Genomic DNA, 17,309 nt, shown 5'->3' with positions numbered 1-17,309 from the left:
ACCCGAACCCATGGGTTCGGGTCACCCCGGCGGTTTTTTCAGCTTGTCGTACGGCGCATGGTCGCAGAGGAGCGGGACAGCGCCCCGAAAGGGGCGCGGGGAACTGCGCGACCAGCCACGGGCCACCCGCGGCCGGCTGCGCACAGTACCCCCGGGGGGCGCTTCCCGCCCGGCCGTCCGCTACTCGGCTTCCCGGCGGAGCGAGGGCTTGAGGTCCTTGAACCGACCGAGCAGTCCGTTCACGAACGACGGCGAGTCGTCCGTGGAGAACTCCTTCGCCAGCTGCACCATCTCGTCCAGCACCACCGCGTCCGGAGTGGCGTCGACCCAGATCAGCTCGTACGCGCCGAGCCGCAGGATGTTGCGGTCCACCACCGGCATCCGGTCGAGCGTCCACCCCACCGAGTACTGCGCGATCAACTCGTCGATCCGCTTGGCGCGCTCGGCGTACCCCTCGACCAGCTCCATGGTGTACTCGCTGACCGGTGGCTGACGATTGTCGTTGTGGGCGTGCCTGATCCAGTCCGCGAGGACGGTCACGACGTCGACCCCGCGCTGGTCGCCCTCGAAGAGGATCTGGAAGGCGCGCTTACGGGCCGTGTTACGGGCAGCCACGGTTAGCTGTTCACCCGGCCGAGGTAGTCGCTCGTACGGGTGTCGACCTTGATCTTCTCGCCGGTGGTGATGAAGAGCGGCACCTGGATCTGGTGGCCGGTCTCCAGGGTGGCGGGCTTGGTGCCACCGGTGGAGCGGTCGCCCTGGACGCCCGGCTCGGTCTCCTGGATGACGAGCTCGACGGCGGCCGGCAGCTCGACGAAGAGCACCTCGCCCTCGTGCTGCGCGACGGTGGCGGTGAAGCCCTCGATCAGGAAGTTGGCGGCGTCGCCGACGGCCTTGCGGTCGACCATGAGCTGGTCGTAGGTCTCCATGTCCATGAAGACGAAGTACTCGCCGTCCATGTAGGAGAACTGCATGTCGCGCTTGTCGACAGTGGCCGTCTCGACCTTGACGCCGGCGTTGAACGTCTTGTCGACGACCTTGCCGGAGAGCACGTTCTTGAGCTTGGTGCGCACGAAGGCCGGGCCCTTGCCGGGCTTGACGTGCTGGAACTCGACGACGGACCAGAGCTGGCCGCCTTCGAGCTTGAGCACCAGGCCGTTCTTGAGGTCGTTCGTGGAAGCCACGGTTGCGGAATCTCCTGGACTGACGTGGACGACCCCGGGCCACGCGTCCAGCCGATGAGCTAGAGCGCGAGCAGCTCCTTGGTCGTGATGGTGAGTAGCTCGGGTCCGCCGTCCGCCTCGGGGCGTACGACGAGCGTGTCATCGATCCGGACTCCGCCCCGGCCCGGGAGGTGGACCCCCGGTTCGACGGTGACCGGCACGCAAGCGTCCAGTTTACCCATGGCCGCGGGGGCGAACTGCGGGTCCTCGTCGATTTCGAGTCCGACCCCGTGCCCCATCAGCACCGGGAGGCCCTCACCGTGCCCCGCGGAGTCCAGGACCTGGCGGGCCGCGCGGTCCACGGCGCGGTAGGCCGCACCGGGTACCAGTGACTCCCTTCCGGCCCGCTGGGCTGCGAAGACCAGGTCGTACAGCTCGATCTGCCAGTCGGCGGGCGAGGTGCCGATCACGAACGTACGGCCGATCTCGCAGCGGTAGCCGCGATAGGTCGCGCCGAGGCAGACGGAGAGGAAGTCGCCCTCCTCGACCCGGCGGTCGGTGGGGACGTGACGCGGACGGCCGGAGTTCGGGCCGGTGGCGACGGAGGTCGCGAACGCGGGGCCGTCCGCGCCGTGGTCGACGAGGCGGCGCTCCAGTTCGAGGGCGAGATGGCGCTCGGTACGGCCGACGAGGATCGATTCGAGGAGTTCGCCCAGGGCCTGGTCGGCGATCTCCGCGCCGATCCGCAGGCAGGAGATCTCCTCCTCGTCCTTGACCACTCTGAGCTGCTCGACCGCGGCGCCGAGGTCAGCCAGCCGCAGCCGGGGCGCGACCGAGCGGATCGCTCGGTGGCGGCCCACGGTGAGGTGGTGTTCCTCCACGGCGAGCGAGTCGACGCCGAGCTCCGTGGCCAGATCGGCGGCGGCGACCGCCGGGTCGCCACCGGGGCTCGGCAGCACCTGGACGCGTACGGCCTCGTCGGGCCGGCCCTCGCCGATCTCGCCTCTCGGGGGCGCCCCGCAGACGAGGATGTCCTCGCCCCGGCCCAGCAGGAGGACGGCTCCCTCGGGTGCCGCGCCCGCCAGGTACCGGATGTTGGCCGGGCGCGTGACGAGTGCGGTGGCACTGCCGCCGGCCTGGCAGCGTTCTCTCAGCCGGGCTCGACGGGCCGCGTAGACCTCAGACATGTGCCGAGCGTATGAGTTTCGCCCGGTGGCCGCCGGTCGAGCGGGGCCGACCGGGGGCACCGTGCGGGGTACGGGGGGTGCGGCAGGGGGTCGTATGCCACCCGCGAGCCGGTGGGGGCTCCTCGCGCGGTGCCCCGCGCCCCTTCGGGGACCGGCTCAGCTCAGCGGGCTCACCAGAACCGTCGCCGCCGCTCGTCTACCACTTCGGGGGGCTCGCGATCGACCGTGCCAGGACCTCGTCCAAGACCCTCGCCGTGGCCGGGACATCCAGCTGGGAGTTGTCGATGATCGGGAGGCCCGAGCCGTACCAGCCTGCCATCCGGCCGTGGATGCGGGCGACCTCTTCGTCGGTGAGACGGCGGTTGCCCGAGCGCTCCGCGTTGCGTTCGAGGACAATCTCCAGGCCCGGCAGGAGGACCACGGGCAGCAGGCCGGGACCTACGTGCCGCTTCCAGCCGCCGAGGCCGACGACAGGGCGGTCGGGGAAGACGGCGTCGTCGAGGATGCAGGAGATGCCGTTGGCCAGGAAGTTCCTGGCGGAGAAGCCGCAGGTGCGGCGGGCGAGACGATACTGCGCCTCGGAGTTGTCGTTCCACCCGGACTGCGGGTCCGCGAAGCCCGAACGCACCCACTCGCGTACGTCGTCCAGGCTGATGTGCGCGGTGGGCACCCGGCGGTGGTCCGCCCAGTACTTGGCGACGCTGGTCTTGCCCGCCCCGGCGGGCCCGATGAGCAGGACGGCGAGCGTGGTGGTCGTGACGTCGGGGGCACCGGTGGCGGGCGGCGGCATGGTCACGGGCCCGCCCGGGGGCAGTTGCACGTGGCCGGTGGTGTCCCTCGGCAGCCCGGTCTGCTGCGGGGCGGAGGGGTGCGGGTGCCCGGGGCCGCCGGCGAAGCCCGGCACCGGCGGAGGCACCGAGCCGGGAGGGGCGGGCGGGGGCGCCGAGACGGGCGGCGCGGCAGGCGTGGGCGGGGCCGCCGGTGCGGGCGGGGGCGGTGGTACGGGGCCCGGATGCGTGCCCGGGGGCACCGGGTGGCCCGCACCGGGGTGCCCCGGCGGGTTCGCGCCCGGCGCTCCCGGGTGCGGGGGTGCCGGGTGTCCCTGGTGGTTCGCGGTCGGCGACCACGGGGCCGCCGGGTCCTGCCCCGGCTGATGGGGCGGCGGCAGCGGAGCTCCCACTGCGTGCTGCATCCGGTGCCACTCCGTCTCGTACAGTCACATGGACACTGGCGAGCGGGGTCTCGCGACCCCGCCCTTACCGAACGGTACCGTCCCCGGCCGCCGATTGGTGAACGGCCGGGGGCAGCCCGAAGTGCCCAAGTGGCCACGGCCACAAGGCGAATGGGGCAAGTGGTACCCGAGTGGGCGTTACTGGCCCACTTCGCCGTAGGCGGCGAGCAGGATCGCCGGGTCGGGCCCCTCCAGGACGGTGGGCTTGGCCAGACCGTCGAGGACGATGAAGCGCAACAGGTCGCCCCGGGACTTCTTGTCGACCTTCATCGTCTCCAGCAGCCGGGGCCACTGGTCGTAGCGGTAGTGCAGCGGCAGGCCGACGGCTTCGAGGACCGAGCGGTGACGGTCCGCGGTGGCGTCGTCCAACCGGCCCGCCAGACGGCCCAGTTCGGCCGCGAAGTGCATCCCGACGGACACGGCCGCGCCGTGCCGCCACTGGTAGCGCTCGTTCTTCTCGATCGCGTGGGCCAGGGTGTGCCCGTAGTTGAGGATCTCGCGCCGTCCGGACTCCTTCAGGTCGCCGGAGACGACCTCGGCCTTGACCCGGATCGACCGCTCGATCAGCTCGGAGGTGTGCGGCCCTGCCGGGGTGCGGGCGGCCTGCGGGTCGGCCTCGATGAGGTCCAGGATCACCGGGTCGGCGATGAAGCCCGCCTTGATGATCTCTGCGAGCCCGGAGACGTAGTCGTTGACCGGCAGCGAGTCCAGGGCGGCCAGGTCGCACAGCACCCCGGCCGGCGGGTGGAACGAGCCCACCAGGTTCTTGCCCTCGGCCGTGTTGATGCCGGTCTTGCCGCCGACGGCCGCGTCCACCATCGCCAGGACGGTGGTGGGGATGGCGATCCAGCGGACACCGCGCAGCCAGGTCGCGGCCACGAAGCCGGCCAGGTCGGTGGTGGCGCCGCCGCCGACCCCGACGATGACATCGGTGCGGGTGAAGCCGGACTGGCCGAGCGCCTTCCAGCAGTACGCGGCAACCTCGGCGGTCTTGGCCTCCTCCGCGTTCGGCACCTGGATCGCGACCGCCTCGAAGCCCTGCTCCGCCAGATCCGCGCGCAGCGCCTCCCCGGTGCCCTCCAGCGCCTCGGGATGGATCACCGCGACGCGCTTGGCCCGGTTGCCGACCAACCCACCCAGTTCGCCGAGGAGTTGACGCCCCACCAGGACCTCGTACGGTTCGGTGCCCGCCGTACCGCCGACCTGGATACGGGTCACTGTCTCGCTCATGCTTCCTTCAACTCCAGTGCGTCCAGGGCCGCTCGGGTGACTTCCTCGGGCGTGCGGCCGTCGGTGGCGACGACGGCAGTGGCGACCTCTTCGTAGAGGCTGCGCCGGGCCTCCATCAACTCCCGCCACTGCTTGCGCGGGTTGACGGCCAGCAGGGGGCGGGCGGCGTTGAGGCCGGTGCGCTTGACGGCCTCCTCGACGTCCATCGACAGATACACGACCCGCTGTCCCGCGAGCAGAGCCCGTGTGTCGGCGTCGAGGATCGCGCCGCCCCCGAGGGCGAGGACCCCGTCGTGAGCGGCGAGAGCCGTGTGCACGGCCCTCTTCTCGATGGCGCGGAAGGCGGGCTCGCCCTCGTCGACGAAGATCTCCGCGATCTCGCGGCCCTGCTCGGCCACGATGTCGTCGTCGGTGTCGCGGTAGGCGACACCGAGCCGCTCGGCGAGCAGTTGTCCGACGGTGGACTTGCCGACACCCATGGGGCCGACGAGGACGACCAGAGGCACCGGGCTCACCGGATCGCGAGGTGGTCGAGGTAGGAGCGGACGTTGCGGGCCGTCTCGGTGACGCTGTCGCCGCCGAACTTCTCGGCCACCGCGTCGGCCAGCACCAGGGCCACCATCGCCTCGGCGACGATGCCGGCCGCCGGCACGGCGGAGACGTCGGAGCGCTGGTGGTGGGCCTGCGCGGCCTCGCCCGTGGTCACGTCGACGGTCTGCAGGGCGCGCGGCACGGTCGCGATCGGCTTCATCGCCGCGCGGACCCGCAGCAGCTCACCGGTGGTGAGACCGCCCTCGGTGCCGCCGGAGCGGCCGGAGACCCGGCGGATGCCCTCGGGGGTGTTCACGATCTCGTCGTGCGCCTTGGAGCCGGGCACCCGGGCCAGCTCGAAGCCGTCGCCGATCTCCACGCCCTTGATGGCCTGGATGCCCATCAGCGCTCCGGCGAGGCGGGCGTCCAGCTTGCGGTCCCAGTGGACGTGGGAGCCGAGACCCACGGGCACGCCGTACGCCAGGATCTCGACGACGCCGCCGAGGGTGTCGCCGTCCTTGTGGGCCTGGTCGATCTCCGCGACCATCGCCTTCGACGCGTCGGCGTCCAGGCAGCGCACCGGGTCCGCGTCCAGCTTCTCCACATCGGCCGGGGTGGGGTAGACACCCTGCGGGGCCTTCGCGGCGGCCAGCTCGACCACGTGGCTGACGATCTCGATGCCGGCCGTCTCCTTCAGGTACGACCGGGCCACCGCGCCGAGGGCGACCCGGGCGGCGGTCTCCCGGGCGGAGGCCCGCTCCAGCACGGGGCGGGCCTCGTCGAAGCCGTACTTCTGCATGCCGGCCAGGTCGGCGTGACCGGGCCGGGGGCGGGTCAGCGGCGCGTTGCGGGCGAGTCCGGCCAGGATCTCGGGGTCGACCGGGTCGGCCGACATGACCTGTTCCCACTTCGGCCACTCGGTGTTCCCGACCATGATCGCCACCGGCGAGCCCATGGTGAGGCCGTGCCGCACACCGCCGAGGAAGGTGACCTCGTCGCGCTCGAACTTCATCCGGGCACCGCGTCCATAGCCCAGGCGCCGCCGGGCCAGGTGGTCCGCCACCATCTCCGTGGTGATCGGCACGCCGGCGGGAAGGCCCTCCAGCGTCGCGACAAGTGCGGGACCGTGGGACTCCCCCGCGGTCAGCCAGCGCAACCTGCTCAACGGTGCTCCTCAGTGCTCGCGCCCGGTACTGCGTCCTGCCTGCGTGTACGCGCGTCCTCGCGTACGGCGACGGCTACCGGGTGCGCGGCCCCGGCCCGCCATCTCCGATCCTCCCACGTCCGGGGCGGGAGCCGGTCACAGGTCCAGCAGACGGACGGGCCGGGCGCGCGGGGCGGAGCACCGCGCCGCGTCACCCCATCTTCGCCGCCGCGCTCTTGATCGCCTCGCGGATGCGGAAGTACGTGCCGCAGCGGCAGACGTTGGCGATCTCGTCGATGTCGGCGTCGGTGGGGTCGCTGGTCCGCTTGAGCAGGGCGACGGCGGCCATGATCTGTCCGGGCTGGCAGTAGCCGCACTGCGCCACGTCCTGCTCCAGCCAGGCCTCCTGGACGGGATGCAGCTCGTCCCCGTCGGCCAGGCCCTCGATGGTGGTGACCTCGCGGCCCGCCGCCTCGGCGACCGGCACCACACAGGGCCGGACGGCCTCGCCGTCGAGATGGCTGGTGCAGGCCTTGCAGACGTCGATGCCGCAGCCGTACTTGGGGCCGCGCACGCCGAGCAGGTCGCGCAGCGCCCACAGCAGGGGCAGGTCGTCGGGGGCCTCGACGGTGACGGTCTCACCGTTGACGGTGAAGGTGTGGGAGGGCATCGATGTGCTCCTGGATTCTGCGGCCGGCTCAGCGGGGAAAGGGCGTGAAGTCCACGTCGAAGTTGACGGGGAAGCTGCGCGGCCTGGTGCCGGTGGCCCGCGCGTAGGCGTTGGCGACGGCGCCGACGGCCGCCGGGACGCCGAGTTCGCCCGCGCCGCCGGGTTCGTCGGCCCCCTCGACGACGAAGATCCTGACGTCCTTCGGGGAGTCCTTCTGACGGGCGTAGTGGAACTGGGAGTAGCTGCCTTCCAGCGGCAGCCCCTCGTCGATGTGGAGCCCGGCCCGCAGGGTGGTGGAGATGGCGTCCGTGAGCCCGCCGAGCAGCTGGGCCTCCAGGCCGCGCGGATTGATCACGCGGCCCACGTCGGCGGCGATGACCGCCTTCGTCACCCGGGGCTTCTTCGGATCGCTCGCGTCGATCTCGACCAGGCAGGCCGTGCAGGCCTTGTACTCGTCGTGGAAGGCGACGCCCTGGGCCCAGCCGTCCGGCAGGCTGCGCCCCCAGTTCCCCTCCGTGGCGACCTTGTCGAGCACGGCCCGCTGCCGCGCGGTCTTGAGGAACTCGCGCCGGAAGGCCACGGGGTCCTTGCCCAGCTTCGCCGCCAGCTCGTCGACGATGATCTCCTCGGCGCCGCGGGTGTTGGCCGAGTACACCGAGCGCCACGACCCGGTGTGCATCCTGAGCGGCACCTCGGTGAGCGTCTGGGTGGTGACGCCGAAGTTGTACGGGGACTTGACCGTGGTCAGGAACAGGGTCTGGGCGAAGGTCGCGTTCCCGATGCCGGAGGGCAGGCTCGCCGCGGCGGCGGTGATCGCGTCGCCGAGCCCGTGCCGGAAGTCGGTCTCCACGGCGGCCACCTGGTGCTGGAAGGTGAGCACCTGCCCGGCCGCGTAGACGGCCCGGATCCGGTGGTGGGTGGCGGGCCGCATCCGCCCGTGCCGCATGTCGTCGATGCGGGACCACATCAGCCGTACGGGCCGCCCGCTCTTCTTCGACACGACGGCGGCCTCCAGCGCCGCGTCGAAGAAGAGGCGCCGTCCGAACGACCCGCCCGACTGCACCACATGCACGTCGACCTTGGACACGGGAAGCCCGACGGCCCTGGCGATGGCGGCCTGGGCGGCGATCGGCGACTTGAGCCCGGACCAGATCTCGGCCCGGTCCGCCCGTACGTCGGCGACGGCCGCGTTGGTCTCCAGCGGAGCGTGACTGGCGAACGCGAAGTCGAACTCCCCCTCCACCTTCTTCACCAGCAGCCCGAGGACGTCCAGCGAGGGCGTGGCCGCCTTCAGCTTCGCCCGGATACCTGCGTCGGAGAGCGTGTCGACGCTTCCCGGGCCCCAGGTGACGTCCAGCGCCTCCTTGCCGTCGAGGGCCTGCCCGAACGTTTCCGCGACGACGGCGACGCCCGTGTCGATCGTGACGACGTCCAGCACACCGGGCATGGCCCGTACGGCGGCCTCGTTGTTCACCGCCTTGACCGTGCCGTTGATCGTCGGCGGCCTGCGCACCATGCACGGCTTGGCACCGGGCACGTCGAGGTCGAGCGTGTAGACCTGTCGGCCGGTGACCAGGGCACGGGCGTCGATGCGTGAGGTGGGGGTGCCGAGGAGGGTGTGCTCCGACTCCTTCTTCGGCGTGACGGCGAGGGAGCCGAGGTCGAGGGAGGCCGCGGCCGCCGACAGCGAGCCGTAGGAGGCGGTACGCCCGTCCGGCGCGACGACGACACTCTGACGCACCGTCAACTCATCTGCTGGCAGCCCCCATCGCTTCGCGGCGGCGCCAACCAGGCGGGCGCGCGCGGCGGCTGCCGTGTGCCTCACCGGATCGTAGAGGGAGCGGATGGAGTTGGAGCTGCCGGTGAGCTGGTTGAACACCAACTCCGGCCGTGCGTCGTCCAGTTGGATCCTGACCCGGTCGAGCGGGGTGTCCAGCTCCTCCGCCACCAGCATCGCCACGGCGGTGGTGAGCCCCTGCCCGACCTCCTCGCGCGGCAGCCGGAAGTGGGCCACACCCTCCTCGTCGACGCTCAGCACCAGCATGTGCGCCGTCGGTGCCCCGGCCAGGATCAGCAGATCGCCGAGGTCCACCAGATCCGCCGGCGCGGGCAGTGTGGGGATCGCCGCCTCCGCGCCAGCGGGCTCGTAGACGTCCAGGCCGATCCTGGTCGCGACCGCGAGCGTGGGCGCGGCCACCAGATACGTGAGAAACCTGCGCCGGGAGTGACGTGACATGAGGGCTCCGTTCGACGCCCCGCCTGCGTCGCCGGGCCGCCCGGTGATGATCGCCGCTGGTTACCCCTCGGTACAAGGGCTTCACAGGATCGGCACACGCGGGACGCCCGACCCCCTCAGCCGCGCTCGGCCAGCGCCCGCTCCCCCGCCGTCCGCATCGCCGCCACGGGCGCCGTCTTGCACCCGGTCATCTGCTCGACCTGGAGCACCGCCTGGTGGACGAGCAGATCGAGCCCGCTGACGACGGCTCCGCCGTACGCCGACCAGCGCGCGGCGAGTTCCGTCGGCCACGGGTGGTACAGCACGTCGAACAGCGTCGTCGGCCGCTCCGGCACAGCCCCGGAGAGCGCATCCGTCGCCCCGGCCGGAGTCGTGGCAATGACCAGTGGAGCGCTCAGCGCTCGCTCGGCCTCCGCCCAGTCCGCCGTACGCACCTCGACGTCGAGCCGCTCGCCCCACTGCCGCATCTCGGCGGCCCGCGCCTCGCTGCGGACGTACGCCACCACTTCGCCGGTGCAGATCCGGGCGAGCGCGGCGAGCGCGGAGGAGGCCGTGGCGCCCGCACCGAGGATGGCCGCCGACTCCACCTGCTCGATTCCGCGCTCGCGCAGGGCGGCGACCATCCCGGGGATGTCGGTGTTGTCGCCGACGCGACGTCCGTCCTCGGTGAACACCAGCGTGTTGACCGTTTCGACGGAGGTCGCCGTCTCGCTGATCTCGTCCAGCAGCGGGATGACCGCCCGCTTCAGCGGCATCGTCAGCGAAAGCCCCGCCCACTCCGGCCCGAGATCCTCGACGAACGCGGGCAGCGCCTGCTCGTCGACCTCGAAACGGTCGTACGACCAGTCGGTGAGACCGAGTTCCGCGTACGCGGCCCGGTGCAGCACCGGGGAGAGCGAGTGGGCGATGGGCGAACCGAGCACGGCGGCGCGGTTCTTGCTGGCGGTGCGGCTCATCTATCCGTTCTGTTCCTTCAGGTACTGCGCGCGATTACGGTTGTGCTCTTCGTTGGTCACAGCGAACACTGTCTTGTCCTTCAGTGAGACGAAGTAGTACCAGTCGCCCTTGGTCGGCTTGAGGGCACCCTCGATCGCCTCGTCGCCGGGATTGCCGATCGGCCCGGGCGGCAGTCCATACACCTTGTACGTGTTGTACGGGTCATCGATCTGTCGCAGCGAGTCGACCGAGCCGGTAGCCAACTTGGATTCGCCGCGCAGGTAATTGACCGTCGAGTCGAAGTCGAGCAGACCGGCCGTCTCCGCATTGTTGGGTTCGAGCCGGTTGTAGACGACCCGCGCGATCTTCTTGTAGTCCTTCTTGTTGTTCCCCTCGGCCTGTACGAGGCTCGCGACGGTGAGTACCTGAAGCGGGTTTTCCAGCTTCAGCCCCTTGGCCGCGCCCTCCAGGTCGAATGCCTCGTACTTCGCCTTCGCGAGGTCGACCATTTCCTTCAGGACGGCCTCGGGCTTCATGCCCTTGGCGACCGGATAGGTGGAGGGGTAGAGGAATCCTTCCAGCGGATCCTTGATGTCGTCGTTGTCGTTCGCCCACTCGGGGAGGCCGAGGGATTCCCATTTCTTCTCGGCGACGTCCGCGGTGGTGCCCTTCTTGAGACCCAACTCTGTGTCGATCTTCACGTAGACCGAGTTGTTCCGCTCACCTTCGGTGACCGTGAAGTTGTTCTGGCTCTTCGGATCCAGCATCAGGGCGATAGCGCTTTCAGCGGACATCTCCTTCTTGAGAAGGTAAACACCCGCCTGAATCTGATCGGACTCCGGATGCTGCGCCAGCGCGGCCGTGAAAGCGTCCACACTCTTGACGACCCCGGCCGTCTTCAGCTTCTGCCCGATGGCCGACCCGAATTCGCCCTTGGCGACCGTGATCGTGACGGTGTCGTTCGTACCGTTGCCCGAGTAGTCGGGAGCCTCACCGAAACGACTCTGGAAGAACTGGTAGCCGAAATAGCTCACACCGGCGAATCCGCCGCCGAAGACCATGACGACCACCAGGCAGGCGCAACCGCTGCGACGCTTTTTGCCGCCCTTGCCCGATTTTCCGGACTTGCCGCCCCGGCCCTTACGGTCACCGCGGCCGCCGCGGCCCTCCGCCTCGTCGTCATCGTCGTCGTCATCGCCACCACCCGCGAAGAACGCGTGCTCGCCCTGGTCCGGCCCGGGGTCCCAGTCGGTCCGCTCGGCGGCCTGCGGCTTCTCAGCCTCGGGTTCCGGAGCCGGGGCGGGCGGGGTCTCCGCGCGACGGCGGGCGGGCGGCTCCGGCGGCGGATACGCGTCGGGCGTGCCGTAGAAGTCCTGCTGGCCACCGCCCCCGTAGCCCATCGCCTGCTGCTGTCCCCCGTAGGGGTCGTTCGGGTCGCCGGCGTAAGTGCCCTGCGGGTGCTGGTGTGTTCCGTCGTTCCAGCCCCCGTTGACCTGGTCGTACTGCTGTTGGCCGGGGCCGGGGTACTGCTGGTGGTGCTGGGGCTGCTGCTGGCCGGGGTACTGCTGCCCCGGATCGCCGTACTCCTGCTGGTACTGCTGCTGGGCGTAGGCGTCCTGATGTCCGTTGCCCCAGCCGCCGTTGCCGTGGTCGTGGCCGTAAGGCTGCTGGTACTGCTGCTGCTCCGGGTAGTGCTGCTGCGGCTGGCCGCCGTAGGCGGACTGCTGGCCTCCCTGGGCCTGCTGTCCGTCCCATCCGCCGTCCCCGTACAACGGGTCGTCCGGATGCCACGGTTCGGAGCCTGGGCCCCGGCCATACTCAGTCATCGATCCCCTAGAGCCGCGAGGCGGCGGTCACGCGGGGCCTGTGGCTCGGCTGTCGTCCCCGCCTCTTTTTGTGCGGTGGCTGTTCGAAGGCCACCACATCGCGCGGAACGTTACCGTATCGCGATCAGATGACCACTTCGACGCCCTCGCCCGGAGCTTTACCTGACGCCCGTTCGGATTCCAGCGCCTGTTGCAGGATGATCACGGCCGCTGCCTGGTCGATGACCGACCTGCCCTTTTTGGATTTCACACCCGAGGCACGCAGTCCTTGACCGGCCGTCACTGTGGTCATCCTCTCGTCGATGAGTCTGACCGGAACGGGCGCGATCATGCGGGCCAACTCCTGGGCGAAACCCCGTACCTTCACTGCGGCCGGGCCCTCTCCGCCTTTGAGGGAGCGTGGCAGCCCGACGATTACCTCAATGGGTACGTATTCGTCGACCAGTTGCCTCAATCGCCGCTGAGCTGCCGGGACATCACGTCCGGGAACCGTCTCGACCGGGGTGGCGAGGATCCCGTCGGGATCGCAGGAGGCGACCCCGATACGAGCGTCCCCGACGTCGATCGCGAGGCGACGGCCACGGCGCATGGCCGGACCGTCGCCTTCGCTCCTGTGATCCGTGGTGCTCACTTGGCCGTCTCGGCGACCAGGCGCTCGACCGCGTCCACGGCCTCGCCGACGGCGGCCGCGTTCTGGCCGCCGCCCTGGGCGACGTCCGGCTTGCCGCCACCGCCGCCACCGAGCGTCTTGGCGGCCGTGCGGACCAGGTCGCCGGCCTTCAGACCGCGCTCGCGGGCGGCCTCGTTGGTGGCGATGACCGTCAGCGGCTTGCCGTTCACGACGGTGAAGAGCGCGACCACGACGGCCCGGCCGCCCTGGATGCGTCCGCGCACGTCGAGGACGAGCTTGCGAAGGTCGTCGGCGGTGGTGCCGTCCGGGACCTGTCCGGTCACGAGAGCGACGCCGGAGACGTCCTTGGCGGACCCGGCGAGACCGGCGGCAGCCTGCAGCACCTTCTCGGCGCGGAACTTCTCGATCTCCTTCTCGGCGTCCTTCAACTTGCCGAGCATGGCCGAGACCTTCTCCGGAAGCTCCTCCGGACGGCCCTTGATCAGCTCCTGGAGCTGGGCGACGACCGTGTGCTCACGGGCGAGGAAGTTGTAGGCGTCGACACCGACCAGCGCCTCGATACGACGCACACCGGAGCCGATCGAGGACTCGCCGAGCAGCTTCACCAGGCCGAGCTGCGAGGTGTTGTGGACGTGCGTGCCGCCGCACAGCTCCTTGGAGAAGTCGCCGATGGTGACGACGCGGACGCGCTCGCCGTACTTCTCGCCGAACTCGGCGATGGCACCCTGCTTCTTGGCCTCGTCGAGGCTCAGGATCTCGGCGTGCACGTCCAGGTCACGGGCGAGCACCTCGTTGATCTTCTGCTCGACATCGGTCATCACGGCCGTCGGTACGGCGGACGGGGAGCCGAAGTCGAAGCGGAAGCGGCCGGGCTGGTTCTCGGAACCGGCCTGGGCGGCCGTGGGGCCGAGGGCGTCGCGCAGGGCCTGGTGGGTGAGGTGGGTGGCCGAGTGGGCGCGGGCGATGGCCGTACGGCGGCGTCCGTCGATCGAGGCCTGGGCCTTGGCGCCGACGGTCACCTCGCCGACCTGGACGACGCCCTTGTGGACGTACACGCCCGGGACCGGCTTCTGGCAGTCGCGGATCTCGATGACGGCACCGGAGTCGACCTTGATCCGGCCGGTGTCACCGATCTGGCCGCCGCCCTCGGCGTAGAACGGGGTGCGGTCGAGGACGATCTCGACCTCGTCGCCCTCGGTGGCGGCGGGCGAGGAGAGACCGTCGACGAGGATGCCGACGACCGTGGACTCGCCCTCGGTGTCCGAGTAGCCGATGAACTCGGTCTCGCCGGCGGTGTCGGCGATCTCGCGGTACGCGCCGAGGTCGGCGTGGCCGGTCTTCTTGGCGCGGGCGTCGGCCTTGGCGCGGTCCCGCTGCTCCTTCATCAGGCGGCGGAAGCCGTCCTCGTCCACGGAGAGGCCCTGTTCGGCGGCCATCTCCAGGGTGAGGTCGATGGGGAAGCCCCAGGTGTCGTGGAGCAGGAACGCCTTGTCGCCGGCGAGGACCTGGCCGCCGGAGGCCTTGGTCTCCGTCACGGCGGTGTCGAGGATGTTGGTGCCGGCCTTCAGCGTCTTGAGGAAGGCGTTCTCCTCGGCGAGGGCGACCTTCTCGATGCGCTCGCGGTCGGTGATCAGCTCCGGATACTGCCGGCCCATCATGCCGATGACGACGTCGATGAGGTCCTTGACGACCGGGCCGGTGGCGCCGAGGAGGCGCATGTTGCGGATGGCGCGGCGCATGATGCGGCGCAGGACGTAGCCACGGCCCTCGTTGCCGGGGGTGACGCCGTCGCCGATGAGCATCACGGCGGTGCGGATGTGGTCGGTGACCACGCGCAGGGAGACGTCGGACGCGTGGGCGTCGCCGTAGCGGACGCCGGTCAGCTCGGTGGCCTTGTCGATGACCGCCATGGAGGTGTCGATCTCGTACATGTTCTGCACGCCCTGCAGAATCATGGCGAGGCGCTCCAGGCCGAGGCCGGTGTCGATGTTCTTGCTGGGCAGCTCGCCGAGGATCTCGAAGTCCTCCTTGGAGGTGCCCTCGCCGCGCTCGTACTGCATGAAGACCAGGTTCCAGATCTCCACGTACCGCTCGTCGTTGACGGCCGGGCCGCCCTCGACACCGAACTCCGGGCCGCGGTCGTAGTTGATCTCGGAACACGGGCCGCACGGGCCGGGGACGCCCATGGACCAGTAGTTGTCCTTCATGCCGAGGCGCTGGATGCGCTCTTTGGGCACGCCGATCTGCTCGTGCCAGATGCGCTCGGCCTCGTCGTCGTCCTTGTAGACGGTGATCCAGAGCTTCTCCGGCTCCAGGCCGTAACCACCCTTGTCCTGGGGGCTGGTGAGCAGCTCCCAGGCGTGCTTGATGGCGCCTTCCTTGAAGTAGTCGCCGAAGGAGAAGTTGCCGCACATCTGGAAGAACGTGCCGTGCCGGGTGGTCTTGCCGACCTCTTCGATGTCCGGCGTGCGCACACACTTCTGCACGCTGGTGGCGCGGGCGAAGGAGGGCTTGACCTCACCGAGGAAGTACGGCTTGAAGGGGACCATGCCCGCGTTGACCAGGAGCAGAGTCGGGTCGTCCGCGATGAGCGACGCCGAAGGGACAACGGTGTGACCGCGCTCCTCGAAGAAGCTCAACCAGCGGCGACGAATCTCGGCCGACTCCATCAGTGGTCCTCATTCCGGTTGTACGGGTACGACGAGTTGTCGACGTACCTCGAATTCCTGCTGTCCTTCGGGGTGTTGCGGTTCTCGATGGCGACGACGCGCCTCGGGGCCGGAAGCTCCGGGTAGGTGTCGGGGTTGGCCTCGATACCGAGGGCCTCACCCAACTCCGCCTCCCGCTGGGCCATGTTGTCGCGGACGTCGAGCGCGAAACCGACGGCCCGGTCCTTGATCCTGTGGCCCGCCTCGACCGCCTTGTGAGCGGCCTGGGTGGCGAGGTGCTCGGGCGTGAGCTGCTTCAGTTTGCGGTTGACCTTGGTGGTGGCCCACACTCCGGCGGCGACCCCTGTGGTGAACCAGAACGTACGGCGGAACATCGCTCGGTCAGTCCTTCTTTCCACGGGTGTCACGCCTGCTCCGTCGCGTGCCCGGAACGGTGCGTCCCACGATCACGGTACGACGCTGTTCCTTGGCGGGCTCGCCCTCCCGGCGGCCGCCCATGGCCCGGCGTACGCCGTAGCCGAAGGCGGCGACCTTCACGAGGGGGCCGCCGAAGGTGGACGCGACGGTCGTGGAGAGCGCCGAGGCGTTCGACGTGACCTCCTGGACGTCGGCCGCGATGGCGTCGACACGCTCGATCTGGGTCTGCGCGGAGCGGACGGCGGTGGACGCGTCGGCGAGGAGGGGGACGGCCTGTTCGGTCACGTCCGCGACGAGCTTGGTGGTCGCCTTGAGCGTCTGGGCCAGCCTCGCCAGCGCGACGGCGAGGAAGGAGACCAGGATCGCCCAGAAGACGGCCACCAGGATCCCGGCCACCTCTCCACCGGACACTGTCTGCACCCGCTCCCTGGAACATGCCTGAACGTCGAAAAGTCGTGTCCCGAGCCTATCGCGCCGCGGCGATCGCTCAGAACCGCATTAATACGCAGCGCGGTGACCGCCGCCGGCCTGCCGCGATCTCGCCGCGGCAACTCGCCGTGCCAACTCGCCGTAGCAAGGCGAGAGCCCGCCGTCCCGCCCGCCGGGAAGGGCGAGGGGACGACGGGCTGTCGCTCGGTCCGTATGTACTACGTCCGTCGAAAGAGGATCAACGGGCGTAGTACTCGACGACGAGCTGCTCGTCGCAGATGACCGGGATCTCCTTGCGGTTCGGGTCGCGGTCCAGGCGGAAGGCCAGGGCCTTGAGGTTCACCTGGAGGTAGCGCGGGGTCTCACCGTCGGCGGCGAAGCCACCCTCGCGGGCGACCTCGAACAGCGGCTTCTGACGGCTGCGCTCACGGACCATGACGACGTCGTCCGGCTTGACGCGGAAGGACGGCTTGTCGACCTTGTGGCCGTTGACCTCGATGTGGCCGTGGACGACCATCTGGCGGGCCTGGTAGATCGTGCGGGCGATGCCCGAACGCAGGACCAGCGCGTCGAGACGGCGCTCGAGCTCGATGATCAGGGCCTCACCGGTCTTGCCCTGGACCTTGGAGGCACGCTCGTAGGCGCGGACGAGCTGACGCTCGGACACGTCGTACTGCGCGCGCAGACGCTGCTTCTCGAGCAGACGGACCTTGTAGTCCGAGTTCTGCTTGCGGCCGCGGCCGTGCTCACCCGGCGGGTAGGGGCGGGCCTCGAAGTACTTGACGGCCTTCGGGGTCAGCGCGATGCCGAGGGCACGCGACTTCTTGACCTTGGGGCGGGACTGGTTCGCCACTTCTTTTCCTTTTCCTTCAATTCGGCTGCCTCAGGGTTACGGGAGGTCGCATCCGCAGCCGGGGAATCCCGTCAGGTCCGCGAGGGACATGTCGGGTAGCCGCTCCCCTGGTCTGGGCACATACGTGCAGCACACGAACGGCCCACCGACCTGTCC

16 protein-coding genes are annotated in these 17,309 nt (G+C 70.1%); all 16 read right to left on the bottom strand.

Features of this window, described 5'->3' with window-relative positions:
- Positions 1-180: 180 nt before the first annotated feature.
- The 16 genes from nusB to rpsD all read right to left on the bottom strand — a co-directional run bounded on the left by nusB (position 181) and on the right by rpsD (position 17,153).
- Entirely contained in the window at positions 181-615 is a 435-nt protein-coding gene (nusB, locus tag RM704_RS37410; protein ID WP_033532565.1) for a transcription antitermination factor NusB, read from the bottom strand.
- 2 nt (positions 616-617) lie between these two features.
- Positions 618-1,184: an elongation factor P gene (gene efp, locus RM704_RS37405; protein ID WP_033532566.1), complete on the bottom strand. Its 567-nt coding sequence runs from the start codon at positions 1,182-1,184 to the stop codon at positions 618-620.
- A gap of 59 nt (positions 1,185-1,243) precedes the next feature.
- On the bottom strand, positions 1,244-2,350 hold the full coding sequence (locus RM704_RS37400) for an aminopeptidase P family protein (RefSeq protein WP_033532567.1): 1,107 nt from the start codon (positions 2,348-2,350) through the stop codon (positions 1,244-1,246).
- 196 nt (positions 2,351-2,546) lie between these two features.
- Positions 2,547-3,542 carry an AAA family ATPase gene (locus RM704_RS37395; protein ID WP_033532568.1) on the bottom strand — a complete coding sequence of 332 codons (996 nt, stop codon included), beginning with the start codon at positions 3,540-3,542 and terminating at the stop codon, positions 2,547-2,549.
- A gap of 177 nt (positions 3,543-3,719) precedes the next feature.
- Positions 3,720-4,811, bottom strand: a complete 1,092-nt coding sequence (gene aroB, locus RM704_RS37390; RefSeq protein WP_033532569.1) for a 3-dehydroquinate synthase — start codon at positions 4,809-4,811, stop codon at positions 3,720-3,722.
- Positions 4,808-5,290, bottom strand: a complete 483-nt coding sequence (locus tag RM704_RS37385; protein WP_107072479.1) for a shikimate kinase — start codon at positions 5,288-5,290, stop codon at positions 4,808-4,810. The genes aroB and RM704_RS37385 overlap by 4 nt, the downstream gene beginning before the upstream one ends.
- A gap of 32 nt (positions 5,291-5,322) precedes the next feature.
- Positions 5,323-6,507 carry a chorismate synthase gene (aroC, locus tag RM704_RS37380; protein ID WP_033532571.1) on the bottom strand — a complete coding sequence of 395 codons (1,185 nt, stop codon included), beginning with the start codon at positions 6,505-6,507 and terminating at the stop codon, positions 5,323-5,325.
- A 190-nt stretch (positions 6,508-6,697) separates the two neighbouring features.
- Positions 6,698-7,156 (bottom strand): (2Fe-2S)-binding protein, encoded by a 459-nt coding sequence (locus RM704_RS37375; protein WP_033532572.1) that lies wholly within the window; start codon positions 7,154-7,156, stop codon positions 6,698-6,700.
- Positions 7,157-7,184: 28 nt separating this feature from the next.
- Positions 7,185-9,392: a xanthine dehydrogenase family protein molybdopterin-binding subunit gene (locus tag RM704_RS37370; protein WP_033532573.1), complete on the bottom strand. Its 2,208-nt coding sequence runs from the start codon at positions 9,390-9,392 to the stop codon at positions 7,185-7,187.
- Between the two features lie 116 nt (positions 9,393-9,508).
- Positions 9,509-10,348: a shikimate dehydrogenase gene (locus RM704_RS37365; RefSeq protein ID WP_033532574.1), complete on the bottom strand. Its 840-nt coding sequence runs from the start codon at positions 10,346-10,348 to the stop codon at positions 9,509-9,511.
- Positions 10,349-12,154, bottom strand: coding sequence for an endolytic transglycosylase MltG (gene mltG, locus RM704_RS37360; RefSeq protein ID WP_052146615.1), 1,806 nt, complete (start codon positions 12,152-12,154; stop codon positions 10,349-10,351).
- A gap of 124 nt (positions 12,155-12,278) precedes the next feature.
- Complete coding sequence (gene ruvX, locus RM704_RS37355; RefSeq protein WP_033532576.1) at positions 12,279-12,743, bottom strand: Holliday junction resolvase RuvX; 465 nt, start codon at positions 12,741-12,743, stop codon at positions 12,279-12,281.
- A 38-nt stretch (positions 12,744-12,781) separates the two neighbouring features.
- Positions 12,782-15,454 (bottom strand): alanine--tRNA ligase, encoded by a 2,673-nt coding sequence (alaS, locus tag RM704_RS37350; RefSeq protein ID WP_033532577.1) that lies wholly within the window; start codon positions 15,452-15,454, stop codon positions 12,782-12,784.
- Positions 15,454-15,828, bottom strand: coding sequence for a hypothetical protein (locus RM704_RS37345; protein WP_033532578.1), 375 nt, complete (start codon positions 15,826-15,828; stop codon positions 15,454-15,456). The genes alaS and RM704_RS37345 overlap by 1 nt, the downstream gene beginning before the upstream one ends.
- Before the next feature lie 7 nt (positions 15,829-15,835).
- Positions 15,836-16,282, bottom strand: a complete 447-nt coding sequence (locus RM704_RS37340) for a DUF948 domain-containing protein (RefSeq protein ID WP_033532579.1) — start codon at positions 16,280-16,282, stop codon at positions 15,836-15,838.
- Between the two features lie 256 nt (positions 16,283-16,538).
- Positions 16,539-17,153: a 30S ribosomal protein S4 gene (gene rpsD / locus RM704_RS37335; RefSeq protein WP_033532580.1), complete on the bottom strand. Its 615-nt coding sequence runs from the start codon at positions 17,151-17,153 to the stop codon at positions 16,539-16,541.
- Positions 17,154-17,309 lie beyond the last annotated feature (156 nt).

The organism is Streptomyces gottesmaniae, from assembly GCF_031845845.1.
Taxonomy (GTDB): domain Bacteria; phylum Actinomycetota; class Actinomycetes; order Streptomycetales; family Streptomycetaceae; genus Streptomyces; species Streptomyces akebiae.
Note: the sequence above shows the minus strand (reverse complement) of the source record. Positions and strands in the feature narration are given on the sequence as shown.